Genomic DNA, 23,085 nt, shown 5'->3' on the forward strand with positions numbered 1-23,085 from the left:
CGGGTGTGCCACAGCGGCGCACCCCCATCGAAAGACCTCTCATGAAGACCTTCAGCGCCAAGCCGGCCGAAGTGAAGCACGAGTGGCTTGTGCTCGACGCCACCGACAAGGTGCTCGGACGTGTTGCCAGCGAAGTGGCACTCCGTTTGCGCGGCAAGCACAAGGCCATCTACACGCCTCACGTCGATACCGGTGATTTCATCATCGTCATCAACGCCGACAAGCTCCGTGTCACCGGCAACAAGGCCAACGACAAGGTGTACTACCGTCACTCGGGCTTCCCGGGCGGCATCTACGCGACCAAGTTCAAGGACATGCAGGCCAAGCACCCCGGCCGCGCCCTGGAAAAGGCCGTGAAGGGCATGCTCCCCAAGGGTCCGCTGGGCTACGCGATGGTGAAGAAGCTGAAGGTCTACGCTGGTGACACCCACCCGCACGCCGCTCAGCAGCCCAAGACGCTGGAAATCTAAGGAGCTGAGATGATCGGCAATTGGAACTACGGAACGGGCCGTCGCAAGTCGTCTGTCGCACGTGTCTTCATCAAGAAGGGCACGGGCCAGATCACGGTGAACGGCAAGCCGGTCGAGCAGTATTTCGGCCGTCAGACCTCGATCATGATCGTCAAGCAGCCGCTGTTCCTGACGAACAACGTCGAAGCCTTCGACATCAAGGTCAACGTGCACGGCGGTGGCGAAAGCGGCCAGGCCGGTGCGGTGCGCCACGGCGTCACCCGCGCGCTGATCGACTACGACGCGGCGCTGAAGTCCGAGCTGAGCAACGCCGGCTTCGTGACCCGCGACGCTCGTGAAGTCGAGCGTAAGAAGGTCGGTCTGCACGGCGCTCGTCGCCGCAAGCAGTTCAGCAAGCGCTGATCGCGCCTGCCGACGCCAAGAAGCCGCCTCCGGGCGGCTTTTTTTCGCCATCGCGCCACAGTAGCCCGCCCTGCGCGTGGGGGCAGGCCACAGTCGCGATAATGCAGGTTGAATGCAAGCGGTTCGTCCGCATGTCCTCTTTGAAGGAGCTCTCCATGAACGCTGTAGCCGAACCGATTGCCACCCCCGTTGCCGATGAAATGCCGGCGCCCATCATCTTCACCGACAGCGCGGCCGCCAAGGTCAAGGAGCTGGTGGACGAAGAGGGCAACCCCGAACTGAAGCTGCGTGTGTTCGTGCAGGGCGGCGGCTGCTCGGGCTTCCAGTACGGTTTCACTTTCGACGAGATCGTGAACGAAGACGACACGCAGATGAGCAAGAACGGCGTGACGCTGTTGATCGACGCGATGAGCCTGCAGTACCTGGTGGGTGCCGAGATCGACTACAAGGACGACCTGCAGGGCGCCCAGTTCGTGATCAAGAACCCGAACGCCACCACCACCTGCGGTTGCGGCTCCAGCTTCTCGGCCTGACCACCTAGCCCGCTGGGTGCCAGGCACCCAGCACACGTGGCTCCAGCGCCCCGGTGACCTCTTGCAGGTTGCCGGGGCGTTGTTCCATGAAGGCCTGCGCCAGCCAGGCAAAGGCCGCGGCTTCCACCTGCATCACGTCGATGCCGGCTTCGCTGGTGGGCGCCACCCGCACGCCGGGCAGCAGCGCCGACAGCCGCTGCATCAGGTGCTGGTTGAAGGCGCCGCCCCCGCATACCCACAGCTGGCGCGCGGCGGGGGCATGGCGCTGCAGGTCGGCCACGATGGGCCGCACCGTCAGCTCGGCCAGCGTGGCCTGCACATCCTCGGGCTTCAGGCCGGCCGGCACTTCGCGGTCCAGCCAGCCTGGGTCGAACAGGTCGCGGCCGGTGCTCTTGGGCGGCGCGCGGTGGAAGAAGGGCTCCTGCAGCCAGCGCGCCAGCAGCGCCTCGTCCACCCGGCCGCTGGCGGCCCAGCGGCCGCCGTCGTCATAGGCGTGGCCGGTGTGGCGCTCGCACCAACCGTCCAGCAGTGCATTGGCCGGGCCGCAGTCGAAGCCGGTGACGGCGCCCTGGGCACCCAGCAGCGTGAGGTTGGCGATGCCGCCCAGGTTGAGCACCGCCGCGGCCTGCCCCGCGCGGGCGAACAGCGCGGCATGAAAAGCCGGCACCAGCGGCGCGCCCTGGCCGCCTGCGGCCACGTCGCGGCTGCGGAAGTCGCACACCACCGGGATGCCGCAGCGCTCGGCCAGCAGCGCGCCGTTCAGCAGTTGCAGCGTGTAGCCATGGCCATCGAACTCGCCGGGCCGGTGGCGCACCGTCTGCCCGTGGGCGCCGATGGCCTGCACCTGCGCGCGCGGCAGGTCGGCCAGCAGCGCGTCCACCCGCTCGGCATAGGCCAGGGCCAGGCCGTTGGCGGCCAGGGCGGCGCGGTGCAGTTCGTTGTCGCCTGCCTGGTTCAGCGCCATCAGCTCGGCGCGCAGCGCGGGGGAGAAGGGGGCGTGCCCATGGCGCAGCACCTTCACGGTGCCGCCGCCGGCACCGATGTCGGCCAGCACGGCGTCCACCCCGTCCATCGAGGTGCCCGACATCAGGCCGATGTACAGGCCCGGCGCCGGATGGCCAAGAAGCGCCATCCGTGCGGTCGCGTCAGTCGCCGGCGCCGTGGGCGCCCGAGATCGTCTGCGCCAGGGCCAGCTGGGCCTTGTAGGTCAGTGCGCGGGCGGTGAAGTCGGCGCGCTGCGCCGACGAGATGGTGACCGCCTCGGAGCTCTTGGCGATCTTCAGCGGGTCCTGCTGCTGGCCGTCCACCTTGAACTCGAAGTGCAGGTGCGGGCCGGTGGCCCAGCCGGTGGAGCCGACGGCGCCGATGGTTTCGCCCTGGCTCACGCGCTCACCCTTGCGCACGCCGATGCGCGAGAGGTGCGCGTACAGCGTGCTGCGGTCGTTGGTGTGGCGGATTTCGATGACGTTGCCGTAGCCGTTCTGCACACCGGCGAAGGTGACGACACCATCGGCCACGCTGCGCACCGCGGTGCCGGTGGGCGCGCCGTAGTCGACGCCGCGGTGGGCGCGCCAGGTCTGCATGATGGGGTGGAAGCGCATCGCGAACCCGGAGGTGATGCGCGAGAACTCCATCGGGCTGGCCAGGAAGGTGCGGCGCTTGCTCTGGCCGTCGAAGCCGAAGTAGGCGCCCCGGCCGCCAGCGTCGCTGTACCAGACCGACTGGTAGGCCTTGCCGCCGTTCACGAACTCGGCGGCCAGCACGCGGCCGGTACCCTGGTTCCAGGTGATCGGCTCGCCGTCGGCGGTGAGTGCCTCGTAGACGATGCTGAAGGTGTCGCCCTTGCGCAATTCGCGGTGGAAGTCGATGTCCGCCGCGAACATCTCGGCCATCTGCGCCGCAATGGCGTCAGGAATGCGGGCTTCGTCGCTGGCGGCGAAGAATGAGCTTTGCACGGTGCCACTGGCCAAGCGCACCTGCGACTGCAGCGGTGCCAGCGCGATGCGGCTGCGCCAGCTGCTGCCGTCGCGCTCCACCGTCAGGCGGGTGAACTGGCTGGCGGTGCTGTCCGTCGACTCGGCGGCGTAGCGCGCCACCAGGCTCACCAGGCGGCCGTCGCCATCGGCCACCACCTGCACCATCTTGCCGGAGCGGCCATCCAGCAGCCGGCGTGCGACCGGGTCGCGGCGCAGGAAGTTGGCGGCCGCCGCGTCGGTGACGCCCATGCGCTTGAGCAGGCTGTCGGCCGTGTCGCTGGGGCGGGTGAGGTCGTTGCGGCTGAGCGTCAGCTCATGGGCGGCCAGCGCTTCCAGCTGGCTGCTGACGGCTTCGTGCGCCACCGGCTCGCTGATGATGCGTTGCGGCAGGTCGGCCGCATCCGGCGCCATGGGCGCAATGCCGAAGGCCGTGGCCGACACGCCGGCCAGGAAGGTGACGACAGCGACGGTGATCCCGCGGGGGTGACGTCTACGGAAATTTTCAACGGCGGTGCCAACACGCGCCAGCGTTCCCAAAGATTCCAATTTGAGTCGGCGGGACGATGGGCCCCGAAGGTCGTGCAGCGCAGCGCGTACTGCTGGGCCACGGTGTCGAAAGAAAAGCGTCCGAGGGGTGATCGCTAGAATCGAGATCAGGCGTCGGACGCCGTCGATAGGGACGTGTTCTCGTTGTCCTACGAGTATATCGACCGACCCCCTCGTTCGAGTAGGTTGGTCTTCTGGATTTACAAGCCCTCCATGTCAATAAATGTGAATGACGCCGAGCCGTCCGATCGCGTGCTGGAAGCGCTGGCCATCAGCCGCCGCGGCTGCGACGAACTGCTGCCCGAAGCCGATTGGTTGAAAAAACTTCAACGCTCCGAGGCCACCGGCACGCCGCTGCGCATCAAGCTGGGGCTGGACCCGACCGCGCCGGACATCCACATCGGCCACACCGTGGTGCTCAACAAGATGCGCCAGCTGCAGGATCTGGGCCACCAGGTGATCTTCCTGATCGGCGACTTCACCTCGATGATCGGCGACCCCTCGGGCCGCAACGCCACCCGCCCGCCGCTCACCAAAGAGCAGATCGAGCACAACGCGCAGACCTACTACAAGCAGGCCAGCCTGGTGCTGGACCCGGCGCGCACCGAGATCCGCTACAACTCGGAGTGGAGCGACGCACTGGGCGCGCGCGGCATGATCCAGCTGGCGGCCCGCTACACCGTCGCGCGCATGATGGAGCGCGACGACTTCCAGAAGCGCTACAGCGCCAACACGCCGATCAGCGTGCACGAGTTCCTGTACCCGCTGATGCAGGGCTACGACTCGGTGGCGCTCAAGAGCGACCTGGAGCTCGGCGGCACCGACCAGAAGTTCAACCTGCTGGTGGGCCGCCACCTGCAGCAGGAATACGGGCAGGAGCCTCAGTGCATCCTGACCATGCCCTTGCTCGAAGGCCTCGACGGCGTCGAGAAGATGAGCAAGAGCAAGAACAACTACATCGGCATCACCGAGCCGGCGAACAGCATGTTCGCCAAGCTGCTGTCGATCAGCGACGTGCTGATGTGGAAGTACTTCACCCTGCTGAGCTTCCGCTCCGAGGCCGAGATTGCGGCGCTCAAGGCCGAGGTGGAGGCGGGCCGCAATCCGAAGGACGCCAAGGTGCTGCTGGCCAAGGAAATCACCGCGCGCTTCCACAGCGCGGCGGCGGCCGAAGCCGCGGAGCAGGACTTCCAGAACCGCGCGCGCGGCGGCGTGCCCGACGAGATCCCCGAGGTGGCGCTGTCGGGCGGGCCGCTGGCCATCGGTGCGCTGCTCAAGCAGGCCGGCCTGGTGCCTTCCACGAGTGAAGGCCTGCGCATGGTGGAGCAGGGCGGCGTGCGCATCGACGGCACCGTGCTGTCGGACAAGGGGCTGAAGGTGGAGCCCGGCTGTTATGTGGTGCAGGTGGGCAAGCGCAAGTTCGCCCGCGTGACGCTGGGCTGAGCGCCACATGCTCAGCGTGGTGCAGCGCGTGGCCGAGGCCTCGGTCACGGTCGAGGGCCGCGTGGTGGGCCAGATCGGCCGCGGCCTGCTGGTACTGGTGTGCGCCGAGCCCACCGATACGCCGGCGGTGGCCGACAAGCTGGTGGCCAAGCTGCTGGAGCTGCGCATCTTCAGCGACGAGGCGGGCAAGATGAACCGCAGCCTGCAGGACGTGGGCGGCGGGCTGTTGATCGTCTCGCAGTTCACGCTGGCGGCCGACACCCGCAGCGGCAACCGGCCCAGCTTCACCGGGGCGGCACCGCCGGCGCTGGGGCGTGAGCTGTATGAAGCGGTGCTGGCCAGCGCCCGCGCCCAGCACCCGCTGGTGCAGGCCGGCGAATTCGGCGCCGACATGCAGGTGCGGCTGCTCAACGACGGGCCGGTGACCATACCGCTGAACCTCGGCGCCTGAGCGCGCCCGGGCGTCGCCGTCAGGGCAGGCGCACCTGCCCAGCTTCGGCCACCAGCGTGCCGTCGTGCAGCAGCCGGTCCAGGTTGTCGGCCGCGAAGTCGGCCAGCGCCAGGCCCGCCGGCAACTGCCGTGCGATGCCGGCCAGCAAGGGCGTGCTCGTCATCCACTGCAGCAGCGTGTCGCGCGGCCGGCTGCGCAGCTCCAGCAGGTGGAACATGACCAGCGCCCGCAGTGCGTAGCGCAGGTGGGCCAGCGGCTGTTGCGCGAACTGCGCCAGGCGCTGCCGGCTGGCGGCGATGGCCTCGGCCACCGCGGTGAAGGGCGCGCCGTGGCCGGGAATCACGATCTGCGGTGCCAGTGCCTCGATGCGCTGCAGCGCGGTCAGCGCCGGGCCGATGCCGTCTTCGCCCACCAGCTCCGAGAACACAATGGCCACGCGCTGCTGCCACAGCGCATCGCCGGAGATCAACACCCGCCGGGTGGGCTCGAACAGCATCACCGCATCGGGGTCATGGCCGGGCGCGGCATGCACCTGCCAGTCGTGGCCCCCCAGGCGCAGCAACTGGCCGTCGGCCAGGCCGTGGTGGGCGCTGAAGCGGTCGCAGCGCTGGTCGATCGCCTCGAAGCTCAGTGCACCGGCGGTGTCCCAGCGGTTGACCGCCGCCACCAGCGGCGCGGGCACCCAGCACTCGGCGCCGCTGCCGGCCTGCAGCGCGGCATTGCCACCGCAGTGGTCGGCATGCAGGTGGGTGTTGATCACCCGCGCCGGCCCCTCGGGCAGCAGCTGCCCGACCAGCGCCAGCGTCTGCGCCGCATGGCTGACGTAGCCGGTGTCCACCACCGCCGGTGGCGAGCCCGGCCGGCCTTCGAAGACGATGTTGTTGGCCGACAGCCAGCCGCGCTCGAGCACCGTGAGGCCGAGGCGCTCGAACGACGGGTGCACCGTCAAGGCTTGCGCAGTTCGCGCCGCAGGATCTTGCCCACGTTGGTCTTGGGCAACTCGTCGCGGAACTCGATGTACTTGGGCCGCTTGTAGCCGGTGAAGTTGTCCTTGCAGTAGCGCATCAGCTCGTCTTCATCGAGCGCCGCGCCGTCCTTGCGCACCACGAACAGCTTGACCGCCTCGCCCGACTTGTCGTCGGCCACGCCCACCGCGGCGCACTCCAGCACGCCGGGGTGCAGGCCCACCACCTGCTCGATCTCGTTCGGGTACACGTTGAAGCCGCTGACCAGGATCATGTCCTTCTTGCGGTCGACGATGCGCACCTCGCCCTTGGCGTCCATCACGCCGATGTCGCCCGAGCGGAAGTAGCCGTCCGGCGTCATCACGCGCGCGGTTTCGTCGGGCCGGCGCCAGTAGCCCGGCATCACCTGCGGGCCGCGGATGCAGATCTCGCCCGGCGTGCCCAGCGGCACGTCGTTGCCTTCGTCGTCGCGGATCGCGATGTCGGTGCTGGGCATCGGCAGGCCGATGCTGCCGGTGAAGCCGGTGATGTCGATGCGGTTAGCCGTGGCCACCGGCGAGGTTTCCGACAGGCCGTAGCCCTCGACGATCCAGCAGCCGGTGAGCGCATGCCACTGCTGCGCCGTGGCCTGCTGCACCGCCATGCCACCGCCGTTGCTGATCTTCAGCGCGCTGAAGTCCAGGCGGTGGAAGTCGGGGTTGTTCAGCAGCGCATTGAACAGGGTGTTGACCGCCGGGAACATGTTGGGCGGATGCTTGGCCAGCGTGGCGATGAAGCCGGGGATGTCGCGCGGATTGGGAATCAGCAGGTTGACCATGCCCAGCCGCAGCCCCAGGAAGTTGCAGGCCGTCAGTGCATAGATGTGGTACAGCGGCAGCGCGCACACGATCACCGGCGGCTGGTCGCCCAGCTTGGCCAGCGCGGGCGCGAACCAGGCCTCGCTTTGCAGGATGTTGGCCACCACGTTGCGGTGCAGCAGCATCGCGCCCTTGGACACGCCGGTGGTGCCGCCCGTGTACTGCAGGAAGGCGATGTCGTCGGGCTGCAGCGCCGGGCGCTTGAGCGGCAGCCGGCTACCGGCCTCCAGCGCGTCGTTGAAGCGGGTGACGGTGTGGCTCTCGTCCACCGGCAGGCGGAACTCGGGCACCATGCGCTTGGCATGCCGCACCACGAAGTTGACCAGCCGGCCCTTCCAGAAGCCCAGCATGTCGCCCATCGCGGCCAGCACCACGTGGCGCACCTCGGTGCGGTGAATCACTTCTTCCAGCGTGGCGGCGAAGTTTTCCAGCACCACGATGGCCTGCGCGCCCGAGTCCTTGAGCTGGTGTTCCAGCTCACGCGCGGTGTACAGCGGGTTGACGTTGACCACCACGTAGCCCGCCCGCAGCACCGCGGCCAGCGCCACCATGTACTGCGGCAGGTTGGGCATCATCAAGGCCACCCGCGCGCCGCGTTCCAGCCCGGTGGCCTGCAGCCAGGCGGCCAGCGCCTGCGAAGCCTCGTCCAGCTCGCGGTAGGTCATCGTCGCGTCCATGCAGATCGCGGCGTTGCGCGTGGCATGGCGACGGAAGCAGTCTTCGAGCAGGTCGACCAGCGAGCTGTAAGCGCTGCTGTCGATGGACGCCGGCACCCCGGCCGGGTAGTGCGCCAGCCAGGGGCGGTCGATCAGAGGTACCGTGTCGGCGATCACGCTTGAGCTTCCTTCTGTCTGCACAGGGTCATGCGAATGGAATCACCCGCAATTTGTTCCGTCCCATCTTGGCGCCTGCGCGCCGCTAATGCCACGGTAGTTGTCCTCTGTCCAGCCCTATGACGGCAGCGCGTCTGCAGCGGGCGCTGGGGCTGGCCCTCGTCGCCGCGCTGCTGCTGTGGAACGGCGCCTGGCTGCACCGCGGCCAGCCGCTGGTGGCGCTGCTGGGCAGCCTGCTGCTGGCCTTGCCGCATGCGCCGGTGCTGGCGCTGGAAATGCTGTTGATGCGCCGCGTGCATGTGCACCAGCCGGTGCCGCGTGCCTCATGGGCGGCCGTGGCCAAAGCCTGGTGGCACGAGGTGGGCTGCGGCGTGGCGGTGTTCGGTTGGCGCCAGCCCTGGCGCACGCACGCCGAGCCCGACCATTGGCCGCCCGAGGCGCAGGGCCGGCGCGCGGTGGTGCTGGTACACGGCTTCATGTGCAACCGCGCGATGTGGAACCCCTGGATGCGCCGGCTGCGGGCGGCGGGCCACCCCTTCGTGGCGGTGACCCTGTCGCCGCCATGGGCGGCCATCGAGCGCCATGCGCCCGCGCTGGAAGCCGCGGTGCGCCGGGCCGAACAGGCCACCGGCCAGGCACCGCTGGTGGTGGCGCACAGCATGGGTGGCCTGGTGGTGCGGGCCTGGCTGCGCAGCATTGCGGCGCTGCATGTGGGTGGCGCTGCGGGTGCATTGGCCAAGCGCACCGCCGGCGTCATCACCATCGGCACGCCGCACCACGGCACCTGGCTGGCGCGCTTCGGCCGCGCCGACAACACCCGCCAGATGCGGCTGCACGGGCCTTGGCTGCAAGGTCTGGCGGAAACAGAAAAGCCGGCGGGTTACGCCGGCTTCACCTGCTTCTACAGCGACTGCGACAACGTGGTGTTTCCCGTGTCGGCCGCCATGCTGCCGGGCGCCGACAACCGGCATGTTCCGGGCCAGGCCCATGTGCAACTGCTGGGGCACCCGGCGGTGTTCGCCGAGGTGCTGAGGCGGCTGGACCTCAGTCCCGCCGGGCCGCCCCAAGGGACTGAGCTCCCCCTCGGGGGGGCGCGAGCGTAGCGAGCTTGGGGGCAGATCTCAAGCGGGAGACTTGTCCGTCTTGAGCACCCCGCGGCGCATCTGGTCCAGCTCGATGCTTTCGAACAGCGCCTTGAAGTTGCCCTCGCCGAAGCCCTGATCGCCCTTGCGCTGGATGAACTCAAAGAAGATCGGGCCCAGCTGGTTCTCGCTGAAGATCTGCAGCAGCAGCTCGCCCGGCTTGCCGTCCACCAGGATCTTGCGGCGCTTCAGCTCGTCCACGTTTTCGCCGTGGCCGGGAATGCGCTTGTCGACCAGCTCGTAGTAGGTGTCGATCGTGTCCAGCAGCTTCACGCCGCTGGCGCGCAGCGCGTCCACCGTCTGGTACAGGTCGCGCGCGCCCATCGCGATGTGCTGGATGCCTTCGCCGTGGTAGTGGTCCAGGTACTCCTGGATCTGGCCCGGCGTGTCGTTGCCTTCTTCGTTGATGGGGATGCGGATCTTGCCGCAGGGGCTGGTCAGCGCCTTGCTCTTGACGCCGGTGACCTGGCCTTCGATGTCGAAGTAGCGGATCTCGCGGAAGTTGAACAGGCGCTCGTAGAACTCGGCCCATTCGTTCATGCGGCCGCGGTGCACGTTGTGCGTCAGGTGGTCGATGTAGGTCAGGCCGTGGCCCACCGGGTTCAGCTCGGCACCGGGCAGCGGCTCGAAGTCGACGTCGAAGAAGCCGATGTTGCCGATGTCGCCTTCCTTGGCGCCGTTCTTGCCGCGCCAGCGGTCCACCAGGTAGATCAGCGAATCGCCGATGCCCTTGATCGCCGGGATGTTCAGCTGGCCCGGGCCGGCCTGGTCGGCAAAGCCCCAGGCGCCCAGCGAAGTGGCGCGCTCATAGGCGGCCTTGGCGTCCTGCACGCGGAAGGCGATGGCGCACACGCTGGGGCCGTGCAGCCGCGCGAAGCGCTGCGCGAAGGAGTCGGGCTCGGCATTCAGGATGAAGTTGATCTCGCCCTGGCGGTACAGCGTCACCTTCTTGTAGCGGTGGCGGGCAATGGGCTTGAAGCCCATGCGCTCGAACACCTGGCCCATCGCGGCCGGGTCGGGTGCGGCGTATTCGATGAACTCGAAACCGTCGGTGCCCATCGGGTTGTCCCAGGGGGTGAACTGCATGGCGTGTCTCCGTTGTCGCTGTGGGGCGGATCAGCCATTCACTCTAGGAGCCCGGTGGCGCAAAGTTCCTGCGTTTTCCGGCGGGTAAGGCTATGCTGGCGCAGGAAAACTGCGTTTGGGGCGCGAATGGCGACCGAAGAGCCGCTGGACAACCTGGATCGACGCATCCTTCGGGCGCTGCAAGCCCAAGGGCGCATCACCTACGACGAACTGGCCGCCGAGGTGGGCCTGTCGCCCTCGGCCGCGCTGCGCCGCGTCAAGCGGCTGGAAGAAGCGGGCGTGATCGCCGGCTACGTGGCCCTGGTGCGCGCCGAGTCGGTGGGCCTGGGCCTGACCGCCTACGTCAACGTGCGGCTGGAAAAGCAGGCCGAGAGTTCCAAGCGCAACCCGATGGACCTGTTCCGCGCTGCGGTGCAGACCTGGCCCGAGGTGGTGGAGTGCGTGTCGCTGACCGGCGAGATGGACTACCTGCTGCGGGTGCTGGTGCAGGACATGGCGCACTACGCGCGCTTCATCGCCGACGTGCTGCTGCGCCACCCCAGCGTGCAGGACTGCAAGACCAGCTTCGTGCTCGACCGGGTGAAGGCCACCACGGCGGTGCCGCTGTGAGCCCGGTCAGTCGTTGATCTCGTGCAGCAGCGCCAGCGTGCTGGCGGGGCTCAGCCGCAGCAACTGGGCGATGTCGGCCACGTCGTCCGGCAGCGCGGGGTTCTCCCAGCCCAGCGCGGTGTGGCGGGCCACGCGCACGGCCAGCAGCACGTTGCGCACCTGGCCGGTCTCGGCGCGGCGGTCGTCGGCCAGTTGCAGCAGCAGCTCGGGCAGCGACCAGGCCTTCATCAGTGCCAGCTGCACGTCGGCCAGCGCCACGCCCAGCACCGCGCACTGGGCAGCCTCCGAGCGCAGGGCCGGGTTGGCCTGCTGGCGCGCGGCGATCTCCAGCGCCAGCGCGGGTGCATGGCACCACAGCAGCATTTCGGCCAGGTCGTGCAGCAGGGCGGCTTCGCGGATCACCATCGCATCGCGGTCCACCCGCTGCACCGCGAAGCCCAGCGCAAAGCGGGCGGCCCGGTGGGCGCGGTCCAGCACGCGGTGCAGTCCCTCCTGCGCGGCCGGCCAGTCGGCCAGCCGGTCTTCCATCGTCGGCAGGTCGGCAAAGGTGCGGAAAAAGGGCGGCACACCCATCAGCACGATGGCGGCGGTCAGGGTCTCGATGCCGGTGTCGCGGCGGTGGTGGCGGCCCACGTGGGCCAGCGCACGCGCGGTCAGCAGCGGATCGTCGCCCAGGGCTTCGGCCAGCGTGTGGGCGTCCACCGCGTCTTCGTTGACGGACAGCGCGGCCAGGATGTCGGCGCTGTCGGCCAGCACCGGCACCGGCGCATCACGGAAATGCGCCACCCAGGCATCCAGGGTGGGCAGGGGGCGGTCCAGCAGCGGTGGCATGGCGACAGGCTAGGGCCAAAGGCCCGGGTGCGATCACGGAAGTTGACCGGTGTATCGGCAACTCCCGGTGGTTTTGCACCCGGGCTGACCCTGGGCGGGCCGTGGCCCGCAGGCCCGGTCGGACACCGGGCCGGCTGCGGCGCCGCAGCCGGCCATCGGCGCGCCGGTGGCATCGAGGGCGGGCACCGTGGCGGCCAGCAGCGAGGCGACCATCACGGCGGCCGTCAACCAGACGGCATGGCGGTCGGCGCGGCGCATCACAGCCGCGACACGCCTTGCAGCGTGCCGACCCGTTGGCCGTCGACGTACAGCGCCCCTTCGGGCGCGCCGGCTTCGGCGTAGAACTCCACCACCGTATCGTCCTGGCGGGGCGGACGGCGGGGTGACGACAGGGCCAGCGACCGGGCGGCACGGGCCAGCCGGCGGCTGGCCTGCAGCATCACGGCGGCCACGAGGCGCGCCGGCAGGCTGGCGGGTTGCAGGGCGTGGCGGACCTCAGCGGCCGACCCTTGCAGGCTTTGCTGCGACATGGGGATCTCTCCTTGGCGGCGCCGGCCTGCTGCGTGGGAGGCCGGTCGCCCTTCAGTTCATGGGCTGGGTGGTTTCATGCTGTCCAGATCGCGCTGGAGGGCGCGCCGGGCCTGCTGGCGCAGCGCGCCGGGGCCTGGGCGATGCGCGCCTGCACGGCGGGAGCGGGCAGCGAGTGCCAGCGGGTTGCGCGGGCGGGAGAGGTTCAGGGTGATCTTCATGGGGTTGCTCCGAATCAGGGACAACAGAAAGCGAAACGGCCCGGGTGCGTGGGCAACCCGGGCCGTGGAGAAGCCGTCGCCCGAAGGCGTGGCACATGCGGCGGCTACTGCCGCGGATGGCCTGGCTGGCCCCTCACGGGACCTTCAACACGGTGGGATGCGAGACACCCGCGGCACGGCGGGCAGTGGCGATCGGCCTGAGGCCGACGCACAAGGACGGAAACCATGTCGCTCCTGCTGCGGGTGGTGGAAAGGGGTGTCGCCGGGTGCAGGCGTGCTGCTGCCCGCTTGCTGCGCATGATAAACAAACGATTATCTTGCGCAAGAGTCTTCATCCCTAAGACTAGGGAAGCGTGGCGCAAATGCAAATGGCAAACGCCAGCGCCAAATCCAACGCCGGCTCAGCGCTTCTTCGGCTTCAGGGGAGCGACGCCGCTCTGGGATTTGAGCCACAACGCGTGGGCGTCGTCCGTGGCGGCACGCGGCGACGGCGGCGGTGGCGCGGGTGTGGCCGGTGGCACCAGCACTTCACCCAGCAGATCAAGCAATCTTGCCCTGGCGCGCTGCGGATGGCGGCGGTAATAGGTGAGCACCAGGCCGACGATGAAGCGTTCGTCGTCGTCGCGGGGCAGGCGGGTGTCGTCCGCCGGGGCGGCCGCGGGGTTCATCGCGGCGGCCATGGTGGTCGGCGCCTGCGCGTCGGCCGCGGGTGCACCGGCCGGCTCGCGCGGCTGGTCCATCCACAGCGGCGGCTTGTGGCACAGCTGCTCGAACTGGCGCGCCAGGCGGTCGCCGATCTGGCGTGAGCGGCTCTTGATCTGGCTCCAGTAGCTCGGCTGGATCTGCAGGCGCTCGGCGAAACGCCGTTCCAGGCCGCGCAGTGTGGCGGCATCGGCATGCTTGACGGTGGAGCGCACGAACTCGTCGAACAGCACCAGGGCGTTGTCGAGCCTGATCTGCGCGACATCGCGGGGACGGTTTGACATGGGGGGATGATAAAGGCGGCTTATCCACAGCTGCGGCCTACACTGGCTGCTTCAACCCCCACCGCCCCACCTGCGATGAAAGCGCGACATGCGTGAAGTGACGTTGCCGACCGGCGAGCGTGTGCCCGCCCTGGGTCTTGGCACCTGGAAGATGGGCGAAGCGCCGCGCCAGCAGGCGGCTGAAGTGGCCGCGGTGCGGCAGGCGCTGGAAATGGGCTACCGGCTGATCGACACCGCCGAGATGTACGGCGAAGGCGGTGCCGAAACCGTGGTCTGCCAGGCGCTGGCCGAGGCGCTGCGCGCGGGCACGGTGGCGCGGCAAGACCTCTTCATCGTCAGCAAGGTGTACCCGCACAACGCCAGCCGTGCCGGCGTGCAGGCCGCCTGCGAACGCAGCTTGCGCCGCCTGGGCCTGGACCAGCTGGACCTGTACCTGCTGCACTGGCGCGGCGGTGTGCCGCTGGCCGACACGCTGGCGGGCTTTGCCGCCTTGCAGCAGCGTGGCCTCGTGCGCCACTGGGGCGTGAGCAATTTCGACCTCGACGACCTGGAAGAGCTCGCCGCGTTGCCCGGCGGCGCGGCCTGCGCGGCCAACCAGGTGTATTACTCGCTCAGCCAGCGCGGCATCGAGTTCGACGTCGCCCCCTGGCAGCGCCAGCGGCGCATGCCGGTGATGGCCTATTCGCCCATCGACCAGGGCGCGCTGGCCGCCCAGCCCGGCCTGGACGACATCGCCCGCCGCCTGCAGGCCACGCCGGCGCAGGTGGCGCTGGCCTGGCTGCTGGCGCAGCCAGGCACGATGGCCATCCCCAAGGCCGTGCGCGAAGTGCACCTGCGCGAGAACCTGGCCGCGGCCGATCTGACGCTGTCGCCCGACGACCTGGCCCAGCTCGACGCCTTGTTTCCCCCGCCGCGGCGCAAGCAGCCGCTGGCCATGCTTTAACCCTTGAACCTTCTTGCCATGACCGTCACCCTCGGCACCCCGCTGTCCCCCCACGCCACCAAAGTGATGCTGCTCGGCAGCGGCGAGCTCGGCAAGGAGGTGCTGATCGCGCTGCAGCGCCTGGGCGTGGAAACCATCGCGGTGGACCGCTACGACAATGCGCCCGGCCAGCAGGTGGCCCACCATGCGCGCACCATCACCATGAGCGATCCGGCGCAGCTGCGGGCGTTGATCGAGGCCGAGCAGCCGCAGCTGGTGGTGCCCGAGATCGAGGCCATCGCCACGCCGGTGCTGGAAGCCTTGGAAGCCGAAGGCCGCGTGCGCGTGATCCCCACCGCCCGCGCCGCCCGCCTGACCATGGACCGCGAAGGCATCCGCCGGCTGGCCGCCGAAACCCTGGGCCTGCCCACCAGCCCGTACAAGTTCTGCGATTCGCAGGAAGAGCTGCAGGCCGCCATCGATGGGGGCATCGGCTACCCCTGCGTCGTCAAGCCGGTGATGAGCAGCTCGGGCAAGGGCCAGAGCAAGCTGGACGGCCCGGCCGACGTGGGCCCGGCCTGGCAGGCGGCTATGGCCGGCGGCCGCGTCAGCCACGGCCGGGTGATCGTCGAAGGCTTCATCGACTTCGACTACGAGATCACGCTGCTGACGGTGCGCGCCCAGGGCGCCGACGGCCAGGTGCAGACGCACTTCTGCGACCCCATCGGCCACATCCAGGTCAGCGGCGACTATGTGGAAAGCTGGCAGCCGCACCCGATGAGCCCGGCCGCGCTGGACAAGGCCCGGCAGATCGCCCAGGCAGTGACCGGCGACCTGGGCGGCCAGGGCCTGTTCGGCGTGGAGCTGTTCGTCAAGGGCGACCAGGTGTGGTTCAGCGAGGTGAGCCCGCGCCCGCACGACACCGGCATGGTGACCATGATCACCCAGCACCAGAACGAGTTCGAGCTGCATGCCCGCGCCATCCTGGGCCTGCCGGTGGACACCACGCTGCGCACGCCCGGCGCCAGCGCGGTGATCTACGGCGGCGTGGAAGCGGCCGGCATCGTGTTCGATGGCGTGGACGAGGCGCTGCGTGTGCCGCGCACCGAGCTGCGCCTCTTCGGCAAGCCCGAGAGCTTCGCCAAGCGCCGCATGGGCGTGGCCCTGGCCTATGACGCCGACGTGGAGCAGGCCCGCGTAAACGCCAAGCAGGCCGCTGGGCGGGTGAGGCCGCGCCAAGCATGACCCTGGGCACTTGAACCTGCTCGCCTTCCTGCGCGAGAACGCGCGCTGGCTGGCGCTGGGCGGGCTGCTGCTGTTCTTCGGCGCTGTCGGCCAGACTTATTTCATCGCGATGTCGGTGGGCGACCTGCGGCGCGAGCTGGGCTGGTCGCACGGCGCGTTTTCGGCGCTGTACATGGCGGCCACGCTCACCAGCGCCTTCGCGCTGCCGCACCTGGGTGGCCTGCTCGACCGCCATCCGCCACGCCGCGTGGTGGCCTGGGTGGTGGCGGGGCTGGCCTTGTTCGCGGCGCTGCTGGCCTGGTCCACCCACTGGGCGGCGGTGCTGCTGGCGCTGGTGGGGCTGCGGCTCTTCGGCCAGGGGCTGATGCCGCAGACCGCCTTCCACGTGCTGGGCCGCTGGTTCGCGGCCGAGCGCGGGCGGGCGATGTCGCTGGCCACGCTGGGCTTCAACGGCGGGCAGGCCTTGCTGCCGGCCGCCTTCGTGGCGCTGGCGGCGGTGATCGGCTGGCGCCACACCTGGCTGGCGGTGGCATTGCTGCTGCTGCTGGCGGTGTGGCCGTTGCTCACCTGGCTGGCGGGGCAGGAGCGCCAGCCCCGCGCCGCCGACGTGGCCGCCGCCCGCCGCGCGGCGCCCGACCGCACCCGCGCGCAGGCACTGCGCACGCCGCTGTTCTGGCTGGCGCTGCTGGGCGTGCTGCCGCCGGCCTTCATCGCCGGGCTGGTGTTCTTTCATCAGGCGCACCTGGCGGAGGTGCGGGGCTGGTCGCTGCAGACCATGGCGGCCTCGCTGTCGGTGCTGGCGGTGGTCACGGTGCTGTCGTCGCTGGTGGCCGGCCCGCGCATCGACCGCAGCAGCGCCGCGCAGTGGCTGCCGCTGTACCTGCTGCCGCTGGGCGCCGGCTGCCTGGTGCTGGGCCTGGTGCCGCAGGCCTGGGCGGTGCCGGTGTTCATGGTGCTGTACGGCCTCACCGACGGCATCTCGCTGACGCTGATGGGTGCGTTGTGGCCTGAACTGTTCGGCGTGCGCCACGTCGGCGCCATCCGCAGCGTGGTGGTGGCGGTGCTGGTCACCGCCTCGGCGGCCGGCCCGGGCCTGGGCGGCGTGCTCATCGACGCCGGCGTGCCGTTTCCGGCGGTCATCGCGGCGATGAGCGGGCTGTGCGTGGCGGTGTCGCTGGTGATGCCGCTGGCGGTGCGATCTGCGCGAGCGCAGCAAGCCTCTTGCAGAGGTTCAGCCGCCGGGCCGCCCCAAGGCTGAACGCTCCCCCTCGGGGGGGCGCGAGCGTAGCGAGCTTGGGGGCTGACGTCAGTCCTCTTCTCTCAGCTTGAACTGTGCCGTCAGCTGCGCCTGCGCGTTGGGCGGCACCGGGTCGTGGTGGCTCAGGGCCAGCGTGTAGCGGCCCTGGCCGCTGGTCATCGCGTTCAGGCGTGACTGGTAGGCGCTCAGCTCCGACAGCGGCGCCTGGCCCTTGACCACCACCTGCCCGGCCGCGCCCGGCTGGGTGCCGCTGATCAATCCGCGGCGCGCCGACAGGTCGCCGGTGATGTCGCCCAGCGCCGCCGCAGGCGCGGTGATCTCCAGGTCGACGATGGGCTCCAGCACGATGGGCCGGGCCTCGCGCATCGCCGCGATGAAGGCCTTGCGGCCGGCGGTGGCGAAGGCCACTTCCTTGCTGTCCACGCTGTGGGCCTTGCCGTCGAACACCGTGACCTTGACGTCCACCACCGGGTAGCCGGCGATCACGCCGTGCGCCAGCACCTCGCGCACGCCTTTTTCCACCGCGGGAATGAAGGTGCCGGGGATGGCGCCGCCTTTCACCTCGTCCACGAACTGGAAGCCGGCGCCGCGCGGCAGCGGTTCCACTCGCAGGTACACCTCGCCGAACTGGCCGGCGCCGCCGCTCTGCTTCTTGTGGCGGTGGTGGCCTTCAGCCGGTGCGGTCAGCGTCTCGCGGTAGGCGATGCGCGGCGGCCGGGTGTGGGCGTCGAACTTGTAGACCTCGCGCAGGCGGTCCATCAGCACCCGCAGGTGCAGCTCGCCCAGGCCGTACACCACCGTTTCATTCGTGTGGGCGGCATGCTCCACCTTCAGGCACGGGTCTTCGTCCACCAGCTTGGCCAGGATCTCCCACAGCCGCTGCTCGTCGCCCGGCCGCTTGGGCTCGATGGCCAGGCCGTGCACCGGCACCGGAAACGGCAGCGGCTTGAGGTGGATGTGGTCGTCCTCGGCGGCGTCGTGCAGCACCGCGTCGAAGTGGATCTCATCCACCTTGGCCACGGCCACGATGTCGCCCGGCCCGGCGCGCGGCACTTCCACATGCTCCTTGCCCTGCAGCAGGAACAGGTGGTTCACCCGGAACGGCTTGCGTCCATCGCCCACGTACAGCAGGCTGTCGCGGGTGATGGTGCCCTGGTGCACCCGCATCACGCCCAGCTTGCCCACGAACGGGTCCACCGCCACCTTGAACACATGGGCCAGCACATGCAGCGCGGGGTCGGGCGTGGCGGTCAGCGGCACCGCGGCCTCGCCCTCACCGCGCAAAAAGGCGGGCAGGTTGCCTTCGGTGGGGTTGGGCAGCAGCTTGGCGATCACGTCCAGCAGCTCGGCCACACCGGCGCCCGTGCGGGCAGAGACGAAGCACACCGGCACCAGATGGCCCTCGCGCAGCGCCTGTTCCAGCGGCGCGTGCAGCTCGGCCGGGTCCACGTCGCCGTCGTTCAGGTAGCGCTCGACGAAGTCGCCGTCCACCTCCACCACCTGTTCCACCAGCGCGCGGTGGGCGGCTTCGACGCTGGAAAAGTCGCTCGGCCCCTCGCGGCGGTAGAAGCAGTCGGTCACTGTGCTGCCGCCGTCGGCCGGCAGGTTCAGCGGCAGGCATTCGGTGCCAAAGGCCTCGCGGATCTGGCCCAGCAGCGCCTGAAGGTCGGTGCCGGCGTCGATGCGGTTGACGATCACCAGCCGGTCGAGCTGCCGCTCGGCGGCGTAGGCCATCATGCGCACGGCCATCGGCTCGATGCCCACGGCGGCATTGATCACCACCGCCGCGGTTTCCACCGCCTCCAGCGCGGGCAGCGCCTGGCCGATCAGGTCGGGCGCGCCCGGCGTGTCCAGCAGGTGGATGCACAGGCCGGCATGGTCCAGGTGCAGGGCCGATGTGTTGAGTGAATGCTGCATCCGCCGCTCCAGCGGATCGTGGTCGCTGACGGTGCTGCCGCGCTCCACGCTCCCGGGTGCGGTGAGCATGCCGGCACGGTGCAGCAGGGCTTCGGCCAGCGTGGTCTTGCCGGCGGCCTGCGGGCCGACCAGCGCCAGCGTGCGCAGCGCGGCGGGATCGACGGTCGCGGAGGGCAGGCCGGGGGTGCCGTTGGATGGGCGTGGCATGGGCAGTCTCCTGGCGGTCGGGCCGCGATCGGCGGCCTTCTCGAAGATCCCTGCCGGGGCGCAGGGCGCCAGCGCAGCCTACGGGAAGCCCGGGCGCCACACAAGCGGGGCATTGGCAGGGGCCGGACAGCCCACCTACCGCCGCGGTGACCGGACCCACGGTGCTTGTCCTACAAGATTTGCCCCGCGCGGCCGACATCCCCCCGAAGTGGGATGTCGGACGATGCAGCCATCGCGCCGGAGGTCGGCGCGCCCTCAGACTCAAGGGCCGAGAGCTGCCATGCCCACCCGCTTCGTCACCCACTGGCCAGGCCGCATCCGCAGCGCGGGGGCCGCGTGGTGTTGCCTGCCGGGCGCGGTGCCGATGCTGGTGAGCGTTGCGGCCCTGACCGCTCTTCCCGCCGCCGCGGTGGAAGAGGGCTCGCCGGCGGGCGCCGGCGGCCAGAGCGGCACGGTGGCTATGGCCTCCTTGCTCGGCCGTGTGGCCGCCCAGGCGCCCGCCGCGCGAGAGGCCAACCAGGCGGCCCTGAACGACGGCGCTGGTACCACCTCACCGGCCGCGCCTGTGGCCGATGCTCAGGGCCATGTGCATGACGAGCTGTCGCGCGTCACCGTCAGCAAGTGGCTCGGGCGCGGGCGCGCCAGCCTGGGCCTGGGGCTGGGCGCGGTGGGGTACCGGGCGTTGCCAGGCAGTGCGGCGCCGGCGGCCGGCCTGCTGAACCCGGCGCCGGCTGTGACCGTGGGGGTGCGCCTGGATGTGGCGCCGCGCACCACGATGTACGCCGATGCATCCGGCACCGCCGTGTGGAACACGGCCAACGACCCCAACGCCCAGGGGGCGCTCTACAACACCCGCGTCGGCATGGAATTCAAGAGTGCCGGCGCGGCACGCGGGCTGGGTTTCGATCGCGGTGCGATCGGCATGCAGCTCGATTCGGGCTATCGCCTGCAGATGAAGCCACGCCGGGGCGGGTTGGCGGTTTACCTGAGAGGACAGTTTTGATGCCAAGCACCACAGTGCACACCACCGACCACGACAGCCAGGCGGCGCACCCGCGTGACGAGGCCGCCACCGAGCACAGCCAGAACGACCAGACCCACCGCGCCAAGGACGGCAACGACGGCCCGGACCCCAAGCAGCCCAATGAGCGCGACGAATCGGCCGACACAGCGGCCGAGCCGCAGCCGCGCATCCAGCAGGCGCATGACGACTTGAAGCGCGGTCTGCGCGACACCGACCGCGGCGCGCCGATGGACGAGGCCTACCGCAAGCAGAAATAGGCCCGGCGATAGGCCCGGCCGCCCGGCCTTACTGGAAGGCCACCTCGGCAAAACTGCGCAGCTTGCGGCTGTGCAGTTCGTCCAGCCGCAGCTGGCGCAGCAGCTCGATGGCGCGCATGCCGATCCGCAGGTGCTGGTCCACCCGCTCGCGGTAGAAGTGGTTGGCCATGCCCGGCAGCTTGATCTCGCCGTGCAGCGGCTTGTCGCTCACGCAAAGCAAGGTGCCGTAGGGCACACGGAAACGGAATCCGTTGGCCGCGATGGTGGCGCTTTCCATGTCCAGCGCGATGGCGCGGCTCTGGCTGAAGCGCCGCTCCGGCGTGGTGAGCTGGTGGTGGAAGGGCAGCAGCTCCCAGTTGCGGTTGTCGGTGGTGGCGACGGTGCCGGTGCGCATCACGCCCTTGAGCTCGTAGCCGGACAGCTGGGTGACGTCGGCCACCGCCGCCTCCAGCGCCACCTGCACTTCGGCCAGTGGCGGAATCGGCACCCACAGCGGCAGTTCTTCGTCCAGCACGTGGTCTTCGCGCACGTAGCCGTGGGCCAGCACGTAGTCTCCCAGCTGCTGCGTGGTGCGCAGGCCGGCGCAGTGACCCAGCATCACCCAGGCATGCGGGCGCAGCACCGCGATGTGGTCGGTGATGGTCTTGGCGTTGGACGGGCCCACACCGATGTTCACCATCGTGATGCCGCTGCGGTCGGGCCGCACCAGGTGGTAGGCCGGCATCTGCGGCAGGCGCGGCGGCACGGCACCCAGCTCGTCGCCCGGCTGGTGCGCGGTGCCGGCGCGGCGCGTGATCACGTTGCCGGGCTCCACGAAGTGGGTGTAGCCCTCGCTGGCGGGCTCGCCCGCGCTCATCTCCGCCGCCATCACCTCGTGGCCCAGCCGCACGAACTCGTCGATGTAGAACTGGTAATTGGTGAAGAGCACGAAGTTCTGGAAGTGCTCGGGCGCGGTGCCGGTGTAGTGGCGCAGCCGGTGCAGCGAGTAGTCCACCCGCGGCGCGGTGAACAGCGCCAGCGGCTGCGCCTCGCCGAAGGCCGCTTCGTGCGTGCCGTTGGCGATGCCGTCGTCCATCGACGTGAGGTTGGGCAGGTCGAACAGGTCGCGCATCAGCAGCCGGCGCTGGGGCGACAGCGTGCCCTCCACGTGGTCGTGTTCGGCAAACGAGAAGTGCACCGGAATCGGCTGTGCGCTCACGCCCACCGTCAACGGCACGGCGTGGTTGCGCATCAACAGGTGGAACTGTTCGCGGTAGTACTCGGCGAACAGTTCGGGCCGGGTGAGCGTGGTTTCGAACACGCCGGGCCCCGACACGAAGCCGTACGAAAGCCTTGAATCGGCGCGGCGCACGGTATCGACCTCCACCCGCACGAAGGGGTAGCAGGCGCGCACGCGGGAAGCGGGCAGCTCGCCGGCCAGGAAGGCATTCAGGTGCTGCCGCAGGTGGGCGATCGCGGCGTCGTACAAGGCCTTGGCATGCGCAAAGGCCGCGTCGGCATCGGTGAACTGAACGGGGGACGGGAGGTCGGGTTCGATCATCGGACCATTGTGGCGCGTGTCGATGACGTCACCGACCGCGCGCCACCGTGCATCACAGAGGCAGGTCGCCGGCCGGGCGGCCCAGCCAGCGCTTGGCCAGGTTGTCGAGGTCGCCGGCGGCCTTGGCCGCGGCGATGATCTCGTTGACCTTGGCGCGCAGCTTGTCTTCGCCCTTGGCGATGCCGATGAAGTTGGGCGAATCCTTTAGCACGAACTTGTACTCCGCGCCCAGATTCGGGTTGCGCGCCATCATGTTGCCGGCCACCGAAGCGCCGGTGGCGATCGCCTGCACCTGGCCCGAGACGAAGGCCGCCACGGTGGCGTTGTTGTCCTCGAAGCGCTTGATGTCGGTGGACGACGGCGCGATCTTGCTCAGCTCCATGTCTTCCATGGCGCCACGGGTCACGCCTACGGTCTTGCCGGCCAGGTCGGCAGCGGCCTTGATCGGAGTGGCCTTGGGCGCAAACACTGCCTGGAAGAAGGGCGAATAGGCGGAGCTGAAGTCGATCACCTTCTCGCGCTCGGGGTTCTTGCCCAGCGTGGAAATCACCAGGTCGGCCTTGCGCGTCTGCAGGTAGGGAATGCGGTTGGCGCTGGTCACCGGCACCAGCTCCACCTTCACGCCGAGCTTGGTGGCGATGTAGTTCGCCATGTCGACGTCCAGGCCCTGAGGCTTGAGGTCGGTGCCGACGAAGCCGTAGGGCGGGAAGTCGGTGGGAATGGCGATGGTGATGACCTTCTTGGCCATCACTTCATCCAGCGCGTTCTGCGCGGCGGCGGGCAGGGCGGCGGCCAGCATCAGGGCGCTGGCGGCAATGAGGGAGCGGCGGTGCATT

24 protein-coding genes are annotated in these 23,085 nt (G+C 69.6%); 12 read left to right on the top strand and 12 right to left on the bottom strand.

The genetic code is table 11. The features are described from left to right. Positions 1 to 41: 41 nt before the first annotated feature. The 3 genes from rplM to erpA all read left to right on the top strand — a co-directional run bounded on the left by rplM (position 42) and on the right by erpA (position 1,405). On the top strand, positions 42 to 470 hold the full coding sequence (rplM, locus tag MW290_RS15970) for a 50S ribosomal protein L13 (protein WP_250198709.1): 429 nt from the start codon (positions 42 to 44) through the stop codon (positions 468 to 470). A 9-nt stretch (positions 471 to 479) separates the two neighbouring features. Next, positions 480 to 872 (top strand): 30S ribosomal protein S9, encoded by a 393-nt coding sequence (rpsI, locus tag MW290_RS15975; protein ID WP_250198710.1) that lies wholly within the window; start codon positions 480 to 482, stop codon positions 870 to 872. Positions 873 to 1,027: 155 nt separating this feature from the next. Beyond that, positions 1,028 to 1,405, top strand: a complete 378-nt coding sequence (erpA, locus tag MW290_RS15980; RefSeq protein WP_250198711.1) for an iron-sulfur cluster insertion protein ErpA — start codon at positions 1,028 to 1,030, stop codon at positions 1,403 to 1,405. Between the two features lie 4 nt (positions 1,406 to 1,409). Here erpA and MW290_RS15985 read toward each other — a convergent pair whose 3' ends face one another. Both MW290_RS15985 and MW290_RS15990 read right to left on the bottom strand, forming a co-directional pair. Beyond that, the gene (locus MW290_RS15985; RefSeq protein WP_250198712.1) at positions 1,410 to 2,537 is read right to left on the bottom strand and encodes an anhydro-N-acetylmuramic acid kinase; all 1,128 of its coding nucleotides are present in this window, start codon (positions 2,535 to 2,537) and stop codon (positions 1,410 to 1,412) included. Between the two features lie 13 nt (positions 2,538 to 2,550). Beyond that, positions 2,551 to 3,822, bottom strand: coding sequence for a M23 family metallopeptidase (locus MW290_RS15990; RefSeq protein ID WP_250198713.1), 1,272 nt, complete (start codon positions 3,820 to 3,822; stop codon positions 2,551 to 2,553). A 330-nt stretch (positions 3,823 to 4,152) separates the two neighbouring features. On the opposite strand from MW290_RS15990, the gene tyrS reads away from it, so the two are divergent. After that, positions 4,153 to 5,370 carry a tyrosine--tRNA ligase gene (gene tyrS, locus MW290_RS15995; RefSeq protein WP_375142911.1) on the top strand — a complete coding sequence of 406 codons (1,218 nt, stop codon included), beginning with the start codon at positions 4,153 to 4,155 and terminating at the stop codon, positions 5,368 to 5,370. Between the two features lie 7 nt (positions 5,371 to 5,377). Further along, positions 5,378 to 5,821, top strand: a complete 444-nt coding sequence (gene dtd / locus MW290_RS16000; protein ID WP_250198715.1) for a D-aminoacyl-tRNA deacylase — start codon at positions 5,378 to 5,380, stop codon at positions 5,819 to 5,821. A gap of 19 nt (positions 5,822 to 5,840) precedes the next feature. On the opposite strand, the gene MW290_RS16005 is transcribed toward dtd, so the two are convergent. Together MW290_RS16005 and MW290_RS16010 are read right to left on the bottom strand one after the other, a co-directional pair. Further along, entirely contained in the window at positions 5,841 to 6,764 is a 924-nt protein-coding gene (locus MW290_RS16005; RefSeq protein ID WP_250200020.1) for an MBL fold metallo-hydrolase, read from the bottom strand. Between the two features lie 2 nt (positions 6,765 to 6,766). Continuing rightward, positions 6,767 to 8,452 (bottom strand): long-chain-fatty-acid--CoA ligase, encoded by a 1,686-nt coding sequence (locus MW290_RS16010; RefSeq protein ID WP_250200021.1) that lies wholly within the window; start codon positions 8,450 to 8,452, stop codon positions 6,767 to 6,769. 143 nt (positions 8,453 to 8,595) lie between these two features. Between MW290_RS16010 and MW290_RS16015 the strand changes: the two genes are divergently transcribed. Then, the gene (locus tag MW290_RS16015) at positions 8,596 to 9,579 is read left to right on the top strand and encodes an esterase/lipase family protein (RefSeq protein WP_250198716.1); all 984 of its coding nucleotides are present in this window, start codon (positions 8,596 to 8,598) and stop codon (positions 9,577 to 9,579) included. Positions 9,580 to 9,597: 18 nt separating this feature from the next. Here MW290_RS16015 and hppD read toward each other — a convergent pair whose 3' ends face one another. Continuing rightward, entirely contained in the window at positions 9,598 to 10,704 is a 1,107-nt protein-coding gene (gene hppD / locus MW290_RS16020; RefSeq protein ID WP_250198717.1) for a 4-hydroxyphenylpyruvate dioxygenase, read from the bottom strand. 126 nt (positions 10,705 to 10,830) lie between these two features. On the opposite strand from hppD, the gene MW290_RS16025 reads away from it, so the two are divergent. Further along, positions 10,831 to 11,313, top strand: coding sequence for an Lrp/AsnC family transcriptional regulator (locus tag MW290_RS16025; RefSeq protein WP_250198718.1), 483 nt, complete (start codon positions 10,831 to 10,833; stop codon positions 11,311 to 11,313). A gap of 6 nt (positions 11,314 to 11,319) precedes the next feature. On the opposite strand, the gene MW290_RS16030 is transcribed toward MW290_RS16025, so the two are convergent. The 4 genes from MW290_RS16030 to MW290_RS16045 form a co-directional block, all read right to left on the bottom strand. Next, positions 11,320 to 12,144: an HDOD domain-containing protein gene (locus MW290_RS16030; protein ID WP_250198719.1), complete on the bottom strand. Its 825-nt coding sequence runs from the start codon at positions 12,142 to 12,144 to the stop codon at positions 11,320 to 11,322. A 257-nt stretch (positions 12,145 to 12,401) separates the two neighbouring features. Continuing rightward, positions 12,402 to 12,674, bottom strand: a complete 273-nt coding sequence (locus MW290_RS16035) for a hypothetical protein (RefSeq protein WP_250198720.1) — start codon at positions 12,672 to 12,674, stop codon at positions 12,402 to 12,404. A gap of 57 nt (positions 12,675 to 12,731) precedes the next feature. After that, positions 12,732 to 12,893 carry a hypothetical protein gene (locus tag MW290_RS16040; RefSeq protein WP_250198721.1) on the bottom strand — a complete coding sequence of 54 codons (162 nt, stop codon included), beginning with the start codon at positions 12,891 to 12,893 and terminating at the stop codon, positions 12,732 to 12,734. A 401-nt stretch (positions 12,894 to 13,294) separates the two neighbouring features. Next, entirely contained in the window at positions 13,295 to 13,879 is a 585-nt protein-coding gene (locus tag MW290_RS16045; protein ID WP_250198722.1) for a hypothetical protein, read from the bottom strand. Between the two features lie 88 nt (positions 13,880 to 13,967). Here MW290_RS16045 and MW290_RS16050 point away from each other — a divergent pair, with 88 nt between their 5' ends. Genes MW290_RS16050 through MW290_RS16060 form a run of 3 tightly spaced genes read left to right on the top strand, consistent with a single transcriptional unit; the run spans position 13,968 to position 17,304 of the window. Further along, the gene (locus MW290_RS16050) at positions 13,968 to 14,822 is read left to right on the top strand and encodes an aldo/keto reductase (protein WP_250198723.1); all 855 of its coding nucleotides are present in this window, start codon (positions 13,968 to 13,970) and stop codon (positions 14,820 to 14,822) included. Positions 14,823 to 14,840: 18 nt separating this feature from the next. Continuing rightward, positions 14,841 to 16,046: a formate-dependent phosphoribosylglycinamide formyltransferase gene (gene purT / locus MW290_RS16055; RefSeq protein WP_250198724.1), complete on the top strand. Its 1,206-nt coding sequence runs from the start codon at positions 14,841 to 14,843 to the stop codon at positions 16,044 to 16,046. 10 nt (positions 16,047 to 16,056) lie between these two features. Beyond that, positions 16,057 to 17,304 (top strand): MFS transporter, encoded by a 1,248-nt coding sequence (locus tag MW290_RS16060; RefSeq protein ID WP_250198725.1) that lies wholly within the window; start codon positions 16,057 to 16,059, stop codon positions 17,302 to 17,304. A 48-nt stretch (positions 17,305 to 17,352) separates the two neighbouring features. Here MW290_RS16060 and fusA read toward each other — a convergent pair whose 3' ends face one another. Further along, positions 17,353 to 19,428: an elongation factor G gene (fusA, locus tag MW290_RS16065; RefSeq protein ID WP_250198726.1), complete on the bottom strand. Its 2,076-nt coding sequence runs from the start codon at positions 19,426 to 19,428 to the stop codon at positions 17,353 to 17,355. A gap of 280 nt (positions 19,429 to 19,708) precedes the next feature. Between fusA and MW290_RS16070 the strand changes: the two genes are divergently transcribed. After that, positions 19,709 to 20,431: a hypothetical protein gene (locus MW290_RS16070; protein WP_250198727.1), complete on the top strand. Its 723-nt coding sequence runs from the start codon at positions 19,709 to 19,711 to the stop codon at positions 20,429 to 20,431. After that, positions 20,431 to 20,709: a hypothetical protein gene (locus MW290_RS16075; protein WP_250198728.1), complete on the top strand. Its 279-nt coding sequence runs from the start codon at positions 20,431 to 20,433 to the stop codon at positions 20,707 to 20,709. Before MW290_RS16070 ends, MW290_RS16075 begins: the two co-directional genes overlap by 1 nt. Positions 20,710 to 20,737: 28 nt before the next feature. Here MW290_RS16075 and MW290_RS16080 read toward each other — a convergent pair whose 3' ends face one another. Next, entirely contained in the window at positions 20,738 to 22,249 is a 1,512-nt protein-coding gene (locus MW290_RS16080) for an AMP nucleosidase (RefSeq protein WP_250198729.1), read from the bottom strand. A 52-nt stretch (positions 22,250 to 22,301) separates the two neighbouring features. Further along, entirely contained in the window at positions 22,302 to 23,084 is a 783-nt protein-coding gene (locus MW290_RS16085) for a transporter substrate-binding domain-containing protein (RefSeq protein WP_250198730.1), read from the bottom strand. Between the last annotated feature and the right edge of the window lies 1 nt (position 23,085).

The organism is Aquincola tertiaricarbonis (genome assembly GCF_023573145.1).
GTDB classification, from domain to species: Bacteria; Pseudomonadota; Gammaproteobacteria; order Burkholderiales; family Burkholderiaceae_C; genus Aquincola; species Aquincola tertiaricarbonis_B.

What these genes read in the sequence shown, in the direction of transcription:
- rplM (WP_250198709.1), top strand. Translation starts at nt 42, where the DNA reads ATGAAGACCTTCAGCGCCAAGCCGGCCGAAGTGAAGCACGAGTGGCTT.
- rpsI (WP_250198710.1), top strand. Translation starts at nt 480, where the DNA reads ATGATCGGCAATTGGAACTACGGAACGGGCCGTCGCAAGTCGTCTGTC.
- erpA (WP_250198711.1), top strand. Translation starts at nt 1,028, where the DNA reads ATGAACGCTGTAGCCGAACCGATTGCCACCCCCGTTGCCGATGAAATG.
- MW290_RS15985 (WP_250198712.1), bottom strand. Translation starts at nt 2,537, where the DNA reads ATGGCGCTTCTTGGCCATCCGGCGCCGGGCCTGTACATCGGCCTGATG.
- dtd (WP_250198715.1), top strand. Translation starts at nt 5,378, where the DNA reads ATGCTCAGCGTGGTGCAGCGCGTGGCCGAGGCCTCGGTCACGGTCGAG.
- MW290_RS16015 (WP_250198716.1), top strand. Translation starts at nt 8,596, where the DNA reads ATGACGGCAGCGCGTCTGCAGCGGGCGCTGGGGCTGGCCCTCGTCGCC.
- hppD (WP_250198717.1), bottom strand. Translation starts at nt 10,704, where the DNA reads ATGCAGTTCACCCCCTGGGACAACCCGATGGGCACCGACGGTTTCGAG.
- MW290_RS16025 (WP_250198718.1), top strand. Translation starts at nt 10,831, where the DNA reads ATGGCGACCGAAGAGCCGCTGGACAACCTGGATCGACGCATCCTTCGG.
- MW290_RS16030 (WP_250198719.1), bottom strand. Translation starts at nt 12,144, where the DNA reads ATGCCACCGCTGCTGGACCGCCCCCTGCCCACCCTGGATGCCTGGGTG.
- MW290_RS16035 (WP_250198720.1), bottom strand. Translation starts at nt 12,674, where the DNA reads ATGTCGCAGCAAAGCCTGCAAGGGTCGGCCGCTGAGGTCCGCCACGCC.
- MW290_RS16040 (WP_250198721.1), bottom strand. Translation starts at nt 12,893, where the DNA reads ATGAAGATCACCCTGAACCTCTCCCGCCCGCGCAACCCGCTGGCACTC.
- MW290_RS16045 (WP_250198722.1), bottom strand. Translation starts at nt 13,879, where the DNA reads ATGTCAAACCGTCCCCGCGATGTCGCGCAGATCAGGCTCGACAACGCC.
- MW290_RS16050 (WP_250198723.1), top strand. Translation starts at nt 13,968, where the DNA reads ATGCGTGAAGTGACGTTGCCGACCGGCGAGCGTGTGCCCGCCCTGGGT.
- purT (WP_250198724.1), top strand. Translation starts at nt 14,841, where the DNA reads ATGACCGTCACCCTCGGCACCCCGCTGTCCCCCCACGCCACCAAAGTG.
- fusA (WP_250198726.1), bottom strand. Translation starts at nt 19,428, where the DNA reads ATGCCACGCCCATCCAACGGCACCCCCGGCCTGCCCTCCGCGACCGTC.
- MW290_RS16070 (WP_250198727.1), top strand. Translation starts at nt 19,709, where the DNA reads ATGCCCACCCGCTTCGTCACCCACTGGCCAGGCCGCATCCGCAGCGCG.
- MW290_RS16075 (WP_250198728.1), top strand. Translation starts at nt 20,431, where the DNA reads ATGCCAAGCACCACAGTGCACACCACCGACCACGACAGCCAGGCGGCG.
- MW290_RS16080 (WP_250198729.1), bottom strand. Translation starts at nt 22,249, where the DNA reads ATGATCGAACCCGACCTCCCGTCCCCCGTTCAGTTCACCGATGCCGAC.
- MW290_RS16085 (WP_250198730.1), bottom strand. Translation starts at nt 23,084, where the DNA reads ATGCACCGCCGCTCCCTCATTGCCGCCAGCGCCCTGATGCTGGCCGCC.